This is a genomic window from uncultured Subdoligranulum sp. (genome assembly GCF_937890665.1).
This window is the reverse complement of sequence record NZ_CALADU010000105.1, coordinates 27,030-41,881: the sequence shown is the minus strand read 5'-3', so window position 1 is coordinate 41,881 and position 14,852 is coordinate 27,030. Positions and strand designations below refer to the sequence as shown.

The following is a 14,852-nucleotide window of genomic DNA, read 5'->3' as shown; positions in this document are numbered from 1 at the left end:
GACATCAACAAATACCGCGGTGTGATCCCGGCCTTCTATGCCTGCTATGACAAGAACGGGGCGATCTCAGTGGAAGGCGTCAAGGCGCTGGCCCGGCATCTGATCGCCAAGGGCGTCAAGGGCCTGTACGTGGGCGGTTCTTCCGGCGAGTGCATCTACCAAAGCGTGGCGGAGCGCAAAACCGTGCTGGAAGCCGTCATGAGCGAGGCCAAGGGCAAGATCACCGTTATTGCCCATGTGGCCTGCAACAACACCGCCGACAGTGTGGAACTGGCCGCCCATGCGGAACAGTGCGGCGTGGATGCCATCGCGGCCATCCCGCCCATCTACTTCCACCTGCCCAACTACGCCATCGCGGACTACTGGAACGCCATGAGCGCCGCCGCCCCCAACACTGAGTTCGTCATCTACAACATCCCTCAGTTGGCGGGCACCGCCCTGACCATGCCCCTGCTGGCCGAAATGCTGAAAAACCCCAACGTGGTGGCTGTGAAGAACTCCTCCATGCCGGTGCAGGACATCCAGATGTTCAAGGATGCCGGCATCGCCGCCCGGGGCAAGGACGGCTTCGCGGTCTTCAACGGTCCCGACGAGCAGTTTGTGTCGGGCCGGGTGATGGGCGCCGACGGCGGCATCGGCGGCACCTATGCCGTCATGCCCGAGCTGTTCCTCAAGATGAACGAGCTGCTGGGCAAGGGGGACATCGCCACCGCCCGTCATGTGCAGTATCTGGCGGACCGGATCATCTACAAGATGTGCGAGGCCCACGGCAACCTGTACGCTGTGCAGAAAGAGATCCTGCGCCGCATGTACGGTTTGGAGCTGGGCGGCGTGCGCCCGCCGCTGCCCGGTTTGACCGAGGCGGACGACGCCGTTGTGGTGGCCGCCCAGACGATGATCGAAAGCGCGCTGGCCGAAGTCCAGACGCTATAATCCGGCGGCAGGCTTCCCTGATTTCAGGGGAGCCTGTCCCTGTTTGGGGCGCCGCCCCGGAAAGGACCCCCTATGATCACCGATACCTTGCAGAATCTGCCGCGCTACCGCGGCCTGCACAAAAATTTGGACGTGGCCATCCGGTGGCTGATGGCCCATGACCCTGCCGCCCTGCCCAACGGCCGCACCGAGATCGACGGCGACCGGGTGTTCATCAACGTGATGGATGCCGCCCTGCGGGACGCCGAAGGCGCCGCTTTTGAGTACCACCACCGCTATGCCGATTTGCAGATCGACCTGACGGGGTCGGAGCAGTGGGGCTGGGCCGCCGCCGGGGCCGAGGACAAGCCCTACGACGGGGAGACCGACGCCGGTTTTGTGACCGGACCGGAGCAAGCCGCCGGCACCTTGGGGGATGGGCGGTTTGCCCTGTTCTTCCCCGGCGAGCCCCACAAACCCAGTTGCCGCACCCCGGACTGCGACACCGTGCGCAAAGCCGTGGTCAAGATCGAGATGCTGCACAACAAAGGAGCGTATTTGGAATGAAGAAGGAAGAAATTTTCCAGCAAATCCATCACGGGCTGATCGTGTCCTGCCAAGCGCTGGAGCATGAACCCCTGTACACCCCCGAAGGCGGCATTATGCCGCTGATGGCCAAGGCTGCCGCCATGAGCGGAGCGGTGGGCATCCGGGCCAACACCGTGCGGGACATCACCCAGATCAAGGCGGTGGTGGACCTGCCGGTGATCGGCATTATCAAAAAAGACTACCCCGGCACCCCCATGTACATCACCGTAACGATGGCCGAGGTGGACGCGCTGGTGGCCTGCGGCGTGGACATTCTGGCCGTACAGGGCACCAGCGCCCTGCGCCCCGACGGCAAGACGGCGGCGGAGTTTATCCGGGAAATCAAGGCCAAGTATCCCGACCAGTTGGTGATGGCCGACATCGCCACCTTGGAGGAAGCCATGGCCTGTGCCGCCGCCGGGGCCGACTTTGTGGGCACCACCATGCGGGGCTACACCCCCGAGACCACCGGCATCAACGACATCGACTTCGACTTTGTGGCCCAGCTTGCCAAGGAATGCCCCGCCAAAGTGATCGCCGAGGGGCACATCCACTACCCCGAGCAGGCCCGCAAAGCGCTGGAAGCCGGCGCCTATGCGCTGGTGGTCGGCGGCGCCATCACCCGCCCCGCCGAGATCACGGCCCGGTTCACCGCGGCCATTCAGGACTGCAAGTAAAGGAGCGGCCATGAGCAAGATCTATCTGGGCATCGACATTGGCGGCACAGCGGTCAAGCTGGGCCTTGTGGACGAGACCGGCGCCGTGCTGGACCGGACGGAGCGGAGCGTGAGCTTTGACGACTACCGCACCCCCATCTTGGACACCGTACAGGCAGCCGCCGCCGACTTTACCGCCGGACGGCGGGAACTCTTGTGCGGCATCGGCGTATCGGCCACCGGGCAGATCGACAGCCGCCGGGGCATCGTAGCGGGCACCTGCGGCAGCCTGCCGGGCTGGGTGGGCGCCCCCATCCGGGACCGGCTGGAAGCCGACTACCACCTGCCGGTAACGGTCGCCAACGACGCCAACTGCATGTGTCTGGGCGAAGTGTGGGTGGGTGCGGCCCAAGGCTGCACCGATGTCATCGGCATCACCATCGGCACCGGCATCGGCGGGGGCATCCTTACCGGGGGACGGCTGCTGGAAGGCGCCCGGGGTCTGGGCGGCGAGATGGGCCACTACCGCACCCACGCGCTGGACGGGGTGCCCTGCACCTGCGGCGCCAAGGGCTGCTGGGAACGGTACGCTTCCACCACGGCGCTGGTCCGGGCCGCCAAGGCGATGGACCCCACTCTGGTGGACGGGCGCGCCATCTTTGCCGCCGCGCAGGCGGGCCGCTGCGATGTGCTGGACCTGCTGGACCACTGGATGGACGAGATCGCCCAAGGTCTGGCGGGCATGGTCCACATCTTCAACCCCCAGCGCATCTTGGTGGGCGGCGGCGTCAGCGCCCAGAACACGCTGCTCATCCAACCGCTGGAGCGCAAGGTCAAGGCGGCGGTCATGCCCGCCTTTGCCGAAGGGCTGACCCTGACCGCTGCGGCGCTGCAAAACGACGCCGGTCTGGTGGGCGCCGTCTACTATCTGTTACAGCAAACTGCATAACCGTTTTCTCTTCTCCCGACCCGCTCTGCCGCTACGGCAGGGCGGGTTTTCCATTTTTTCCCGGAACCGGGAAAACGCCCCGGCGCTTCGGCGTTCACCGCCCCGGTACGGGTCAAGTCCTACGCCGCTCTATTTACAAAAAAAGCGGAAAACCTTATAATGATTTTGTCAAAATGTCACGATAAACACCATGTAAGTCCAGCTTTTACAGGCAGATCGCGCGGGAATCTGGAATCCTTTCGATTTGCAAACAGGGGCGGGGCCTGATTTTGTATGCCCAAAATCGCTTTTGTCCCCCCTTTTTGAAAGGACTGGTAGTATGAATTGGCATTGCGCCATGACGGTAACGGGACCGGTGGACGGGCAGGCACTGGGCGTGACCTATGTGCACGAGCACCTGATGGTAAAACCCCAACTGGACGACCCCGCTTACATTCCCTACACCTTGCAGGACGAGGAAGCCTCGGCGGCGGAGACCCAATCGTTTCTGGACGCCGGCGGCTGCACGCTGGTGGAGATGACCCCGCTGCACTACGGGCGGGACCCCGCCGCCTACCGCCGCATCGCCGAAAAGACCGGGGCGCACATCCTATGCTGCACGGGCTTTCACAAAGAGCTGTTTATGCCCCCGTGGTTTGATGAAAAGAGCGACGCAGAACTCTACGACCTGCTGATGGGGGAGATCACCGACGGATTGGACGGCACCGGGGTGCGCCCCGGTGTGCTGAAGCTGGGCACCAGCTACGAACAGATCACCCCCCGGGAAGCCCGGTCGCTGGCCATCGCCGCCCGGGTCCACCGGGACACCGGCATTCCCCTGAGCACCCACTGCGACAAGGGCACCATGGGGCTGGAACAACTGCAGGCGCTGGAGCACTGCGGCGTGGACCCTTGCGAGGTGCTGCTCTGCCACATCGACAGCCGCCGGGATACCGACTATGCCAAAGCCCTCTGCCAGACCGGCGCCACCATCTGCATCGACCATGTGGGGCGGGAACTGGCGGACACCGACGCCTTCCGGGTCCAGATGATCACCGACTTGGTGGAGGCCGGCTACGCCGACCGGGTGACGCTGGCCGGCGACATGGGCAAGACCGATTATCTGCCCGCCTACGGCGGCAAGCCCGGCTTTGCCTATATCCTGACCCGGCTGTACGACGCCCTGCTGCCCCGCATTGGGGAAACCGCACTGCACACCATTCTGGTGGATAACCCCCGCCGCATCTTTGCCGGGCAACCATAAAAAGGAGAACGGTCATGACTTCGTCCCTTACCCGCCTGATAGAACAGGAGGACCCCCGCCAGCCTTACACCGACGAACAACTGGCCCAGATGTTGGGGATACGCCGGGAACAGGTGGTGGAGCTGCGCCGTACCGCCGGGGTGGCCGATTCCCGCACACGGCTGCGGCCCATCCTGACCCGGGAACTCGCCCGCCTGCTGGCGCAGGAGCCGGATCTGTCCGACCGGTCGCTGACCGCCCGCCTGAACGAAAGCGGTTTCAAAGTATCCCGCTATCTGGTGCGGGAACTGCGGGAGACCCTGCCCCCAGCCCCCGGACCGGTCACGGCTGCCGCCGAGCCGCCCGCCCCGCAGGAGGCGGAGGAAAACCTCTTTGCCCGGATGATCGGCTTTGACGGCGGCCTGAAAGCCCAGATCCATCAGGCCAAAGCGGCGGTATCCTACCCGCCCAACGGGCTGCACACCCTGATCATCGGCCCCTCGGGGTCCGGCAAGACCCTGCTGGCCGAAACGATGTACCGCTACGCCATCCAGCAAAAGCTGCTGGCCCCCGACGCCCCCTTTGTGGCCTTCAACTGTGCCGACTATGCCGACAACCCCCAGCTGCTGAACAGCCAGCTTTTCGGCTATGTGCGCGGCGCTTTCAGCGGCGCTACCACCACCCGCAGCGGTCTGGTGGACAAAGCGGACGGCGGCATCCTGTTTTTGGACGAGATCCACCGCCTGTCCGGCGAAGGGCAGGAGATGCTCTTCTACCTGCTGGACAAGGGCGCCTTCCGCCGGCTGGGGGATTCCGGCCCCGCCCATCAGGTAAAGGTGCGGCTCATTGCCGCCACCACCTCCTCCCCCGAATCGGCGCTGCTGCTCACCTTCCGCCGCCGCATCCCCATCGTCATCTCGATGCCGGCGCTGGCCGACCGGCCCTTGTCGGAGCGGTTTGCCGTGGTGCAGAGCATTCTGGAAACGGAATACCGCAAGATCGGCCGCCGTCTGGTGGTGGAGCGGGAAGCCGCCCGCCTGCTGCTGCAATACGACTGCCCCGGCAACATCGGCCAACTGCAAAGCGACATTCAGGTTTGCTGCGCCAACGCCTTTTTGGAAAGCGTTTCCCGTCAGGAGGACGCCGTCTACATCCGGGCCGAGCTGGTCCAGCAGCTTTTGCCCGCCGTCACCGGTTCCCGCACGCTGGAAATCGAGAGCCAGTATGACCGGCAGTTGGTTTTTCCGCCGGGGGATGCCAAACCGCAGGCGGAAGCCGAACCCGACGAGCTCTACAAGCGGCTAAAAGAAGCCGTGGACAGCGACGATTCCTCCCCTGAGCGGATCCGGGGCCTGCTGAACCAGTTTATCCATCCCGGGCCCCGGGTGCTGCAAGAAGCCGCCGAGGCCGCCGAAGTCCGCCGCCGCAAACATCAGGAAACGCTGGCGCTGGTGCGTACCGTGCTGGCCGACATGCAGGACTGCCTGCTCTGTCTGGGCGGGGATTTTGAGGAATCGGTGGCCCTGTGCCTGACATCCCAAGGGCCCCACGGCGACCCCACCGACACCGCCCATCTGGCCGACAAATACCCCGCCGAGTACGAGCTGGCCCGCCGCTTTGCCAGCAAATACTGTGCCCTGCGCCCCAGCAACCTGTCGGCCTACCAAATCCAGATGCTCACCCTCTGCCTGTATGCCTTCTCGGCCCGGCGCACCGGCAAGCGCATCCGCATCATCCTGATGGCCCACGGGCAGGTCGGCCCCGCCATGGCAGAGGTGGTCAACCACATTTTGCAGGACGACAACGCCATCGGCTTTTCGATGGACTGGCAGGAGAGCAGCGAGCAGGTGCTGGAACGGGCCATCCGGCTGGTCCAGCAGGTGGACGAAGGACTGGGCTGCCTGCTGCTGGTGGATATGGGGTCGCTGGCCTCCTTTGCGCCGGAAATTTCGCTGCGCACCGGCGTTCATGTGCGCTGCGTGGCCCGAGTAGATACCCTGATGGCGCTGGATGCGGTCCACCGTGCCAGTTTTCGGGAGCGGTGTACACTGGACGAGCTGGCCGACACTCTGGAGATCGGCCGTCTGCACGCCGGTTTTTCCGATTTGGAACAGCGCACCGGCAAACCCTCGGCCATTCTTACCGTCTGCATCACCGGCGAAGGCTATGCCCGCCGCATTGAAAGTTTCCTGAAAGCCACCGTGGTGGAATGCCGGGACATCAAGATCGTGGATGTGGGCCTGCTGAACCGGGACGCCATGCTGGCCCGGGTGGAAGAGCTGCGCCATGACTACGACATTGTGGCCGCCGTGGGCACCATCAACCCCGAATTGCCCGGCATCCCCTTTTTGCCGATGAACTACATCTTCTCGGGACAGGGGACGATGGCTCTGACCAATCTGCTGGAAAGCCATTGCCAGCGCCCCAACGGGCTGGGCGACCTGCTGGACCCCCAGTTGATCCTTTGCGACGCCGACTTCAACGACAAGAACGACGCGCTGGATACCCTGTGTACCATGCTGACCGAAAAGGGCTGCGTCAAGCCGGATTTTCTGCTCAGTGTCTACAAGCGGGAGAATTTGGGCGCCACCTGCCTGCCCCAGCAGATCGCCATTCCCCACGGGGACCCGGCGCTGGTCACAAAACCTGCCATCTGCATCGCCAAAACCTGCCGTCCGGTGGACTGGTCGGGCGGTTTTGTGGCAGAAATTGTTTTTCTGTTCGCTTTGGATGAAAGCTGCCAAATTTTTGTACAAAGATTTTGCGATTTGCTCAAGGACGAAAACCGCGTGAAAGCGCTTCTTTCCGCCAAATCCGCCCAAGAAATTTACGATCTTTTGCGCTAAAAACAAAACCTGCCGTCATGTTGGCACGCAACTTGCTATAAGTAATGGGTGTAAGGATTCCAGATTCCTTGCGCCCATTCTTTTTTTGCATTTTGCAGGGGCGCACAGAGTTGACAGAACACAGCCAGAGGAGGTGAAGCACAATTTGGAACTCAATGAGATTCTTTTTCCCGAATGCATTCTGACCCATGTACAAGCAGCCAACAAAGAGGAGGCGCTGCACCAGCTGTACGAAGCACTGCTGCACGCCGGCAAGGTAAAGCCCAGCTTTTACGAGGCCGTGCTGGAACGGGAACGGGACTATCCCACCGGGCTGGAGCTGGAGCAATGGAACGCGGCCATTCCCCATGTAGTCCCCGCTCATGTGGAGCATTCCGCTATGGGCATTGCCATCTTGGACACGCCGGTGACCTTCCGGCGGATGGATGACGATGAAGCCACCGTGGAGGTCAAGGTAATTTTCAACATCGCTTTGGACCACAACGGCAAACAGTTGGATATTCTGCAGCAGATCATGGGCATTGTATCCGACGCTGACATCATGGGACAGTTGGCCACGGCCGACACCCCCCAAGACGTACTGCATATTTTACAAGAAAGAAGGATTTCCGTATGAAAAAAATTATGGTTTGCTGCGGCTCTTCCATGATTACCTCTACTCTGGCAATCAACAAGCTGAAGACCGCTATGGCCAACGCCGGCATTGATGTAAAGTTCATTCAGTGCAAATTTGCCGAGGTACAAGGCAAGATCAAAGTAGATCGCCCTGATGTCATTGTACCCACCGGCGCGCTGAAAGACAGCCTGACCGATTCCATCCCGGTGGTGCGCGGCACCTGCTTTGTCACCGGTGTGGGCGAAAAAGAAGCCATCGACGAGATCGTTAAGATCCTGCGCGGCTAAGCACCACTGTAAGGAGGAATAAACATGCAAGTCGTTATTGATGCTTTGAATTGGATCGCCGGTCTGGGTCCCATGTGCATGATGCCCATTATCATGTTCATCATCGGCATCTGCCTGCGGGTCAAACTGGGCACCCTGCTGAAGTGCTGCATCACCACCGGTGTTGGTTTTTGCGGTGTCAACCTGGTCATCAACACCTTCATCGCACAGGTAGGCCCCAGCGTGCAGAACATGGTCACCCGCTTTGGCCTGCACACCGATATTATGGACGTGGGCTGGCCTGCCCGCGCCGCCGCTACTTGGGCCTACCCCTTGGCCGCCGTGGTGGTCTTTGTGGTACTGGGCCTGAACCTGATCATGCTGGCCCTCAAGCTCACCAACTGCGTGATGGTGGACTTCTGGAGCTACAACCACTTCATCTTCTGCGCCGCCATCTGCTACTACGCTTCGGGCAGCGCCATCATCGGTCTGGTCTGCGGCGCCATCTGCGCCATGGTCACCTTCAAGCTGGCCGACTGGACCCAGCCTGTGGTGGAAGAATCCTTCGGCATCCCCGGCGTTTCCTTCCCCACCTCCAACAGCATCAGCTGGGCGCCCCTGGCCTACCTGCTGAACAAGCTGTATGACCACATCCCCGGCCTGAACAAGCTGAAGGCCGACCCCGAAAGCATCCAGAAGAAATTCGGCATTCTGGGCGAGCCCCTGATGATCGGCACCATTCTGGGCGCCCTGTTCGGCATTCTGGGCGGCAACGACGTTGCCGGCGTTATGAGCGTGGCTATGTACACCGCCGCCACCATGATGCTGACCCCCAAGATGATGCAGGTCCTGATGGAAGGCCTGATCCCCTTCGCCGATGCCGTCAAGGACCTGTTGAACAAGCGCTTTGTGGGCAACAAGTTCCACATCGGCATCGACGCCGCCCTGACCATCGCCAACCCCAGCTGCATCGCCGTCGGCATCCTGATGGTGCCCACCACCATCATTCTGGCCATGGTGCTGCCCTTCAACCGCCTGCTGCCCATCTCTGACATTGCCTATCAGGCCATGTGGCTGTCCGCCTATCCGGTGGCGTTCAGCAAGGGCAACGTGGTGCGCAGCTACATTTCCTGCGTGATCTTCACCTGCATCATGCTCTTCATCGCCACGGCGCTGGCACCGGTCCACACCTCGCTGGCTGTGGCTGGCGGCTACGAGCTGGCGGGCGCCGCCCTCATCTCCACCGAGGACGCCGGTCCCCACCTGCTCTCCTACCTGCTGAGTCTGGTAGCAGGTCTGTTCCATTGATTCTCTGATCTCCCCCTGCCGGAGGCGGTCCGGAAGGACCGCCTCCGGACCTTGTGTGGGGGACATAACCGGGAGGTTCTGCATGAAAATTTCTGGTATTACCGTATATGAAGTCAAACCCCGCTGGATCTTCGTCAAGCTGAGCACCGACGAAGGCATCGAGGGCTGGGGCGAGATGATCTCGGGCACCAAGACCGAGACCGTAGTGGCCGGCGCCAAAGAGATGGGCGCCTACCTGCTGGGCCGGGATCCCTTTGAGATCGAGCGCCTTTGGCAGGAGATGTACAAGTCCTTCTTCCGGGGCGGGCCCATCAACGGCACCATCGTTTCCGGTCTGGAGATGGCCCTGTGGGACATCAAAGGCAAGGCCTTCGGCGTGCCGGTCTATGAATTTCTGGGCGGCAAGGCCCGGGACCGCATCAAGGTCTACTCTTGGATCGGCGGCGACCGCCCCGACGACGTGGCCAAGGCCGCGCTGGAGCGCCGGGCCATGGGCTTTGACGCCGTCAAGATGAACGCCACCGAGGAACTGCACTACATCGATTCCTACGACAAGATCCAAGCCGTGGTGGACCGGGTGGCCTCCATCCGGCAGGTCTGCGGCGACGGCTTCGGCATCGCGGTGGACTTCCACGGCCGGGTCCACAAGCCGATGGCCAAGGTGCTGGCCCACGCGCTGGAACCCTACAAGCTGATGTTCTTGGAGGAAGTGGTCCTGCCCGAAAACGAGGAGGGCTTCCGGGAAGTGGCCCAGCAGGTTTCCACCCCGCTGGCCACCGGCGAGCGGCTGGTCAGCCGCTGGCAGTACAAGTCCCTCTTCCGGCAGGGTGCCATCGACATCATCCAGCCCGATGTGGCCCTTGTGGGCGGCATTCTGGAAACCAAGAAGATCGTGGCCATGGCCGAAGCCTTTGACATGGCCGCTGCGCCCCACGCCCCCTACGGTCCCATTGCGCTGGCGGCTACCCTGCAGGTGGACGTCTGCTCCCCCAACGTCTTTATTCAGGAACAGAGCTTGGGCATCCACTACAACAAGGGCTTTGACCTGCTGGACTTCGTGAAGAACAAAGAGGTCTTCCAGTACAAGGACGGCTATGTGAACGTGCCCGACAAACCGGGTCTGGGGTTGGAGATCGACGAAGATCTGGTCAAGGAAGTGTCGGCGGAAGGTCTGCACTGGACCAACCCCAAGTGGCGCAACTACGACGGCACCATGGCCGAATGGTAAGAGGTGACGGAGATGGATATGTATTCGATGGTATCGCAGAACCGCCTGCTGGGCATTCTGCGCAACGTCCCGCTGGAAAAGACGGTGGATTACGCCGAGGCTGCGGTGCGGGGCGGTGTGGCCTTTTTTGAAGTCGCTTTGAACAGTCCCCATGCGCTGGAGCAGATCACCCTGCTGCGCAGCCACTTTGGGGACCGCTGTCTGGTAGGCGGCGGCACCGCCATCACGGTGGAGCGCTGCCGTTCCGCCATTGCCGCCGGCGCCCAGTTTTTGCTTACCCCCGGCACCCCGCTGGATGTATTGTCCTACTGTGCCGCCCAGAACATCGCCCTGCTGCCCGGCGTCATGACCCCCACCGATGTGGCGGTCTGCTTGGAGTACGGCTACAAAACCATGAAGCTCTTCCCCGCCGGCAGCATGCCCGACCACTACTTGAAAGACCTGAAAGGGCCTTTTGACGACACCCACTACATGGCCATCGGCGGCGTGACGCCGGACAACCTGCACCACTTAATCGCCGACGAAGGCTACCTGAGTGTGGGCTTGGCCAGCAGCCTGATGCCCAAAGACGCCGTGGCTGCCAACGACTGGGAAACCTGCGAAGCCTATGTGCGGGATCTGGTCAGCCGGCTGCCGTAACCCCAAAATTCTCCCCTTATCCTCCAAAGTTTTTCTCCAAAGCAAAGCCCCGCGGGCCGGTAGCTTTACCGGCCCGCGGGGCTTTTGGTATGGTCGATCATCGTTTGCGTTCGGCGGCGCCGGGCACGCCCAAAAACAGCCGGTATTTGGCCACCGTCCGGCGGGATACCGTGATGCCCTGACGCCCCAGCGCGTCCACCAACTGGGCGTCCGAGAGAGGATGGGCGGCGTCCTCCTGCGCCAGCAGCCCGCTGAGGGCGGCCAGAATCTCGCTGCGGCTCTCGCCGCCGGCCTCCCGGCTGCCCGCCCGGGACAAAAAGAAGGTCAGCGGATAGACCTTGTCGGGGGTCTGGACGTATTTGCCCTTCAGCGCCCGGCTCACGGTGGAGGGGTTCAGCCCGGTTTCGGCGGCCAGTTGGTCCGCCGTCAGGGTGTGCAGCGCCTCGCCCCGCTCGAGAAAGTCCTGCTGGGTCTGTACAATGCACCGCCCCAGCGCGCAGAGGGTCTGCCGCCGGCGCTCCACACAGCGGACGATCTGCTCGGCATGGCGGCGCTGGGCCTGCAGATAGCTGCGCAGTTCCGGCGCAGCGTCGGCCAGCGGGGTGGTATACAATTCGCTGTACGGCACGCCGCCGCTCCAGCGGTCCCGCACCTGCACGGTCCAGCCGTCCTTTTCCCGGGCAAACACCAGATCGGGCACAATGTAGGCCGCCGTGTCCAGCCCGCCGTACTCCGCCGTGGGGTAGGGTTCCAGCGTGCGGATCTGGGCCGCATAGTCCTCCACCTGTTCCAGCGTCAGCCCGCAGGCCCGCATGATCCGCCGGTACCGCCGGGCTGCCAGATCTTCCAGATGGTCAAAGAGGATGTCATACAGTTTGGGGTCCACCATCTGCCGGTGGTAGGCTTGCAGCACCAGACTTTCGGCGGTGGTGGCGGCCCCCACCCCGGCCGGTTCCATCTGGTGCATCCAAGACAGGCACCGTTCCACCCGGTAGAGGGGCGCCCCCAAGATCTCGGATATTTCCTGCACGCTCTCGGGCAGCAGACCGGTGCCGCTCTCGAGAAATTCAGTCATCCGGGCAAAAAGGCGGCGGTCCTCGGCGTCGGCATCGGCGGGCAGTTGGCTTTCCAGCATCAGCCGCAGATCCTCCTGCGTTTTGTCGGCCACCGCTTCCTCCCGGGGGGCGGTGTCAGGCGCCGGGGTCCTGCGGGACACCGCGATCTTCTCCAGATCAAAGACGGGGTTGTCCACCTCTTCTTGTTTGAGCAGTTCCTCCAACCCGACGCCGTCCAGCGAGAGTACCGCCAGCGCCTGCATCTGCTGCTGGCCAAGACACTGCTGCTGCCGCTGTTCCTGTGACAGCATAGGCAGCCCCCTTTCCCCGCGGTGCGGGCGTTGTATTTTGCCTTCATTATAAAGAAAAAGCCGCGCCTTGTAAATAGCGGCAAGACGCGGTAGATTGCCGCTGGACGCGGCTGGTTTGCTATGATACAATAACAAAATACGAAGTTGCAGGCGGGAGGGAACGAATATGCCGGGCGATGTAAAACGTCAGATCACCGATACGCTGCTCCAGTTGCTGGAGAAAAAAAGTTTGGAGAAGATCACCGTCAAGGAGCTGGTAACGCTGTGCGGTATCAGCCGTCAAACCTTTTACTACCACTTTCAGGACGTGCTGGACGTGGTGGATTGGTGGACCCGCCAAGGGGCCCAGCACCTGCTGGAGCAAAGCCTGCGCACCGATGACCCCCGTCTGGCGCTGCGGATGTTTGTGGACTTTGCCTGTGACCGTGACCATCGCCAGACCTTGCAGCATCTGCTGGCCAGCCGGTGGCGGGAACAGTTGGAGCGGCAGTTGGTGGAGGTGTTTACCACCTACTTGCAGGACATGCTGCACCGGGCGCACCCCAACTTGGCTATGTCCCCCGCCGACGAGGAAGCCTTTTTGCTGTTTTATGCCTGCGGCATCTCGGGGCTGCTGATGGAAGAGAACCCCCGCACCGATGCCGAGCGGGAAACCCTGGTCAACCAGCTTTACTGGCTGTTGTTCCAGAATCCCTGGGGGCACATTTTACATTCCTAAGCCGGGTCACTCCCCTTTGTGAGGATGACTCACCGCCCAGAGCTTTTCGGCCTGGGGCTTCCATGCCTCGGCATAGGGGGTGGTGCGGTCGCAGAGTGTGTCCACCGCTTCCGGCGATTCGTAGTCGGTGGACTGGGCGCCGGTGTCGTGGACCATCTGGCGGAGTTTTTCGGGGTTTTCCAGCATGGGGCAGGGCCGCAGCATATTGCCGTTGAAGGGCTGACCGTCGTGGTAGGCCATAAAGAGGGGGCTCTTGAGGGCTTCCAGCAGCGTGCAGTTGCGGATGTTCACGTTGGAATAGTGGATAAAGACGCAGGGTTCCACATCGCCCCGGGCGTTGATGTGCAGGTAGCGCCGCCCGCCGGCGATGCAGCCGCCCACATACTCCGCGTCGTTCTGGAAGTCCATCGAGAAGATGGGCTTGGTCTTGCGGAAGGCCCGGATGCGGTTGTAGACCTCGGTGCGCTGTTCCGGGGTAGGCAGCAGTTGTGGCGCGGCCCCGCTGCCCACCGGCATGTAGTGGAAGAACCAGACAAAGAGCGCCCCGGCGTCGATGAGGGAGTCGAAGAACGCCTCGCTGCTGATGTCGGCGTAGTTGGCGCTGGTATAGCAGGCCGAGATGCCGAAGGGCAGCTTGTGGTCCTTGAGGAGCTTCATGGCTTTTTGTACTTTCTGGTAAGCGCCGTCCCCCCGGCGGGAGTCGTTGGCGGCCTCGAAGCCTTCCAGACTGAAGGCGGGCACAAAGTTCTTGACCCGCAGCATCTCCTGACAGAACGCCTCGTCGATGAGGGTACCGTTGGTAAAGCTCAAAAATTCGCAGTCGCTGTGCTTTTCACACAGGGCGATGACATCCTGTTTGCGCACCAGCGGTTCGCCGCCGGTAAAGATGTACATATAGGTGCCCAGTTCCTTGCCTTGGGTGACGATGGAATCCAGCTCGTCCAAGGTCAGGTTGAGCCGGTTGCCATACTCCGCCGCCCAACAGCCCGTGCAGTGCATATTGCAGGCCGAGGTGGGGTCCAACAGGATGGCCCACGGCACGTTGCAGTTTTCCTTGGCGCTGACTTCCTGCTGCCGGGCGCTGCCCTGCAAACTGGCATTGAGGATAAAGTTGCGGAAGAAGGTCTGCCGCACACCGGGGTCCAGTTCATAGACCTTCATGATCAGCTGATACCAGTTGTTCTTCTCCTCGATGGCCTTGCGGAAGGCGGCCCGCTGCTTGGCGTACCAATCCTTGGGCGTCACGGTGTCGATGAGCTTCATGATCTTGGGGATATTGATCTCGGGATCTTTTTCCAGATAATGCAAAACCTGCTCGATGCCGGCCGAGAGCGCGGCATCTTTCAAAGGCGTATTTTGTGCCATTACGGTACACCTCCATACCTTGCTAGTCCTTTTGTACGCGGCATGCTGCCAAACTATGCAGATACCAGCGTATCATATATAGGATACCACCGCAAAGCTTGTCGAAACACTGATAGTTTCCCCACTTTGTCCTGACACATTTTTTGTTTTGTTAGGCTGCCTTGGGGACAACG

14 protein-coding genes are annotated in these 14,852 nt (G+C 61.8%); 12 read left to right on the top strand and 2 right to left on the bottom strand.

The window, feature by feature from the left end; all coding sequences use genetic code 11:
- From Q0526_RS06475 to Q0526_RS06425, 11 genes are all read left to right on the top strand, one after another.
- On the top strand, positions 1 to 933 hold a 933-nt coding region (locus tag Q0526_RS06475; protein WP_298731758.1), incomplete at its 5' end, for a dihydrodipicolinate synthase family protein.
- Between the two features lie 72 nt (positions 934 to 1,005).
- A complete protein-coding gene (locus Q0526_RS06470; RefSeq protein WP_298731756.1) occupies positions 1,006 to 1,479 on the top strand; it encodes a YhcH/YjgK/YiaL family protein in 474 nt (157 codons plus the stop codon).
- On the top strand, positions 1,476 to 2,177 hold the full coding sequence (locus Q0526_RS06465) for an N-acetylmannosamine-6-phosphate 2-epimerase (RefSeq protein ID WP_298731754.1): 702 nt from the start codon (positions 1,476 to 1,478) through the stop codon (positions 2,175 to 2,177). Before Q0526_RS06470 ends, Q0526_RS06465 begins: the two co-directional genes overlap by 4 nt.
- Positions 2,178 to 2,187: 10 nt before the next feature.
- A complete protein-coding gene (locus Q0526_RS06460) occupies positions 2,188 to 3,105 on the top strand; it encodes an ROK family protein (protein ID WP_298731752.1) in 918 nt (305 codons plus the stop codon).
- Positions 3,106 to 3,424: 319 nt separating this feature from the next.
- Positions 3,425 to 4,348, top strand: a complete 924-nt coding sequence (locus tag Q0526_RS06455; protein WP_298731750.1) for a phosphotriesterase-related protein — start codon at positions 3,425 to 3,427, stop codon at positions 4,346 to 4,348.
- Between the two features lie 14 nt (positions 4,349 to 4,362).
- Complete coding sequence (locus Q0526_RS06450) at positions 4,363 to 7,173, top strand: sigma 54-interacting transcriptional regulator (protein WP_298731748.1); 2,811 nt, start codon at positions 4,363 to 4,365, stop codon at positions 7,171 to 7,173.
- Between the two features lie 145 nt (positions 7,174 to 7,318).
- Positions 7,319 to 7,789 carry a PTS sugar transporter subunit IIA gene (locus tag Q0526_RS06445; RefSeq protein WP_298731746.1) on the top strand — a complete coding sequence of 157 codons (471 nt, stop codon included), beginning with the start codon at positions 7,319 to 7,321 and terminating at the stop codon, positions 7,787 to 7,789.
- Positions 7,786 to 8,076: a PTS lactose transporter subunit IIB gene (locus Q0526_RS06440; RefSeq protein WP_298731744.1), complete on the top strand. Its 291-nt coding sequence runs from the start codon at positions 7,786 to 7,788 to the stop codon at positions 8,074 to 8,076. Before Q0526_RS06445 ends, Q0526_RS06440 begins: the two co-directional genes overlap by 4 nt.
- Before the next feature lie 24 nt (positions 8,077 to 8,100).
- Positions 8,101 to 9,363, top strand: coding sequence for a PTS transporter subunit IIC (locus Q0526_RS06435; protein WP_298731742.1), 1,263 nt, complete (start codon positions 8,101 to 8,103; stop codon positions 9,361 to 9,363).
- Between the two features lie 82 nt (positions 9,364 to 9,445).
- Positions 9,446 to 10,591, top strand: coding sequence for a galactonate dehydratase (gene dgoD / locus Q0526_RS06430; RefSeq protein ID WP_298731740.1), 1,146 nt, complete (start codon positions 9,446 to 9,448; stop codon positions 10,589 to 10,591).
- A 12-nt stretch (positions 10,592 to 10,603) separates the two neighbouring features.
- Positions 10,604 to 11,230 (top strand): bifunctional 4-hydroxy-2-oxoglutarate aldolase/2-dehydro-3-deoxy-phosphogluconate aldolase, encoded by a 627-nt coding sequence (locus Q0526_RS06425; RefSeq protein ID WP_298731738.1) that lies wholly within the window; start codon positions 10,604 to 10,606, stop codon positions 11,228 to 11,230.
- A gap of 97 nt (positions 11,231 to 11,327) precedes the next feature.
- Here Q0526_RS06425 and rpoN read toward each other — a convergent pair whose 3' ends face one another.
- On the bottom strand, positions 11,328 to 12,596 hold the full coding sequence (gene rpoN, locus Q0526_RS06420) for an RNA polymerase factor sigma-54 (RefSeq protein ID WP_298731736.1): 1,269 nt from the start codon (positions 12,594 to 12,596) through the stop codon (positions 11,328 to 11,330).
- A 166-nt stretch (positions 12,597 to 12,762) separates the two neighbouring features.
- Here rpoN and Q0526_RS06415 point away from each other — a divergent pair, with 166 nt between their 5' ends.
- Positions 12,763 to 13,314: a TetR/AcrR family transcriptional regulator gene (locus tag Q0526_RS06415; protein WP_298731734.1), complete on the top strand. Its 552-nt coding sequence runs from the start codon at positions 12,763 to 12,765 to the stop codon at positions 13,312 to 13,314.
- A gap of 6 nt (positions 13,315 to 13,320) precedes the next feature.
- Here the strand turns inward: Q0526_RS06415 and Q0526_RS06410 are convergent, their stop codons facing one another.
- Entirely contained in the window at positions 13,321 to 14,679 is a 1,359-nt protein-coding gene (locus Q0526_RS06410) for a radical SAM protein (RefSeq protein WP_298731731.1), read from the bottom strand.
- Positions 14,680 to 14,852 lie beyond the last annotated feature (173 nt).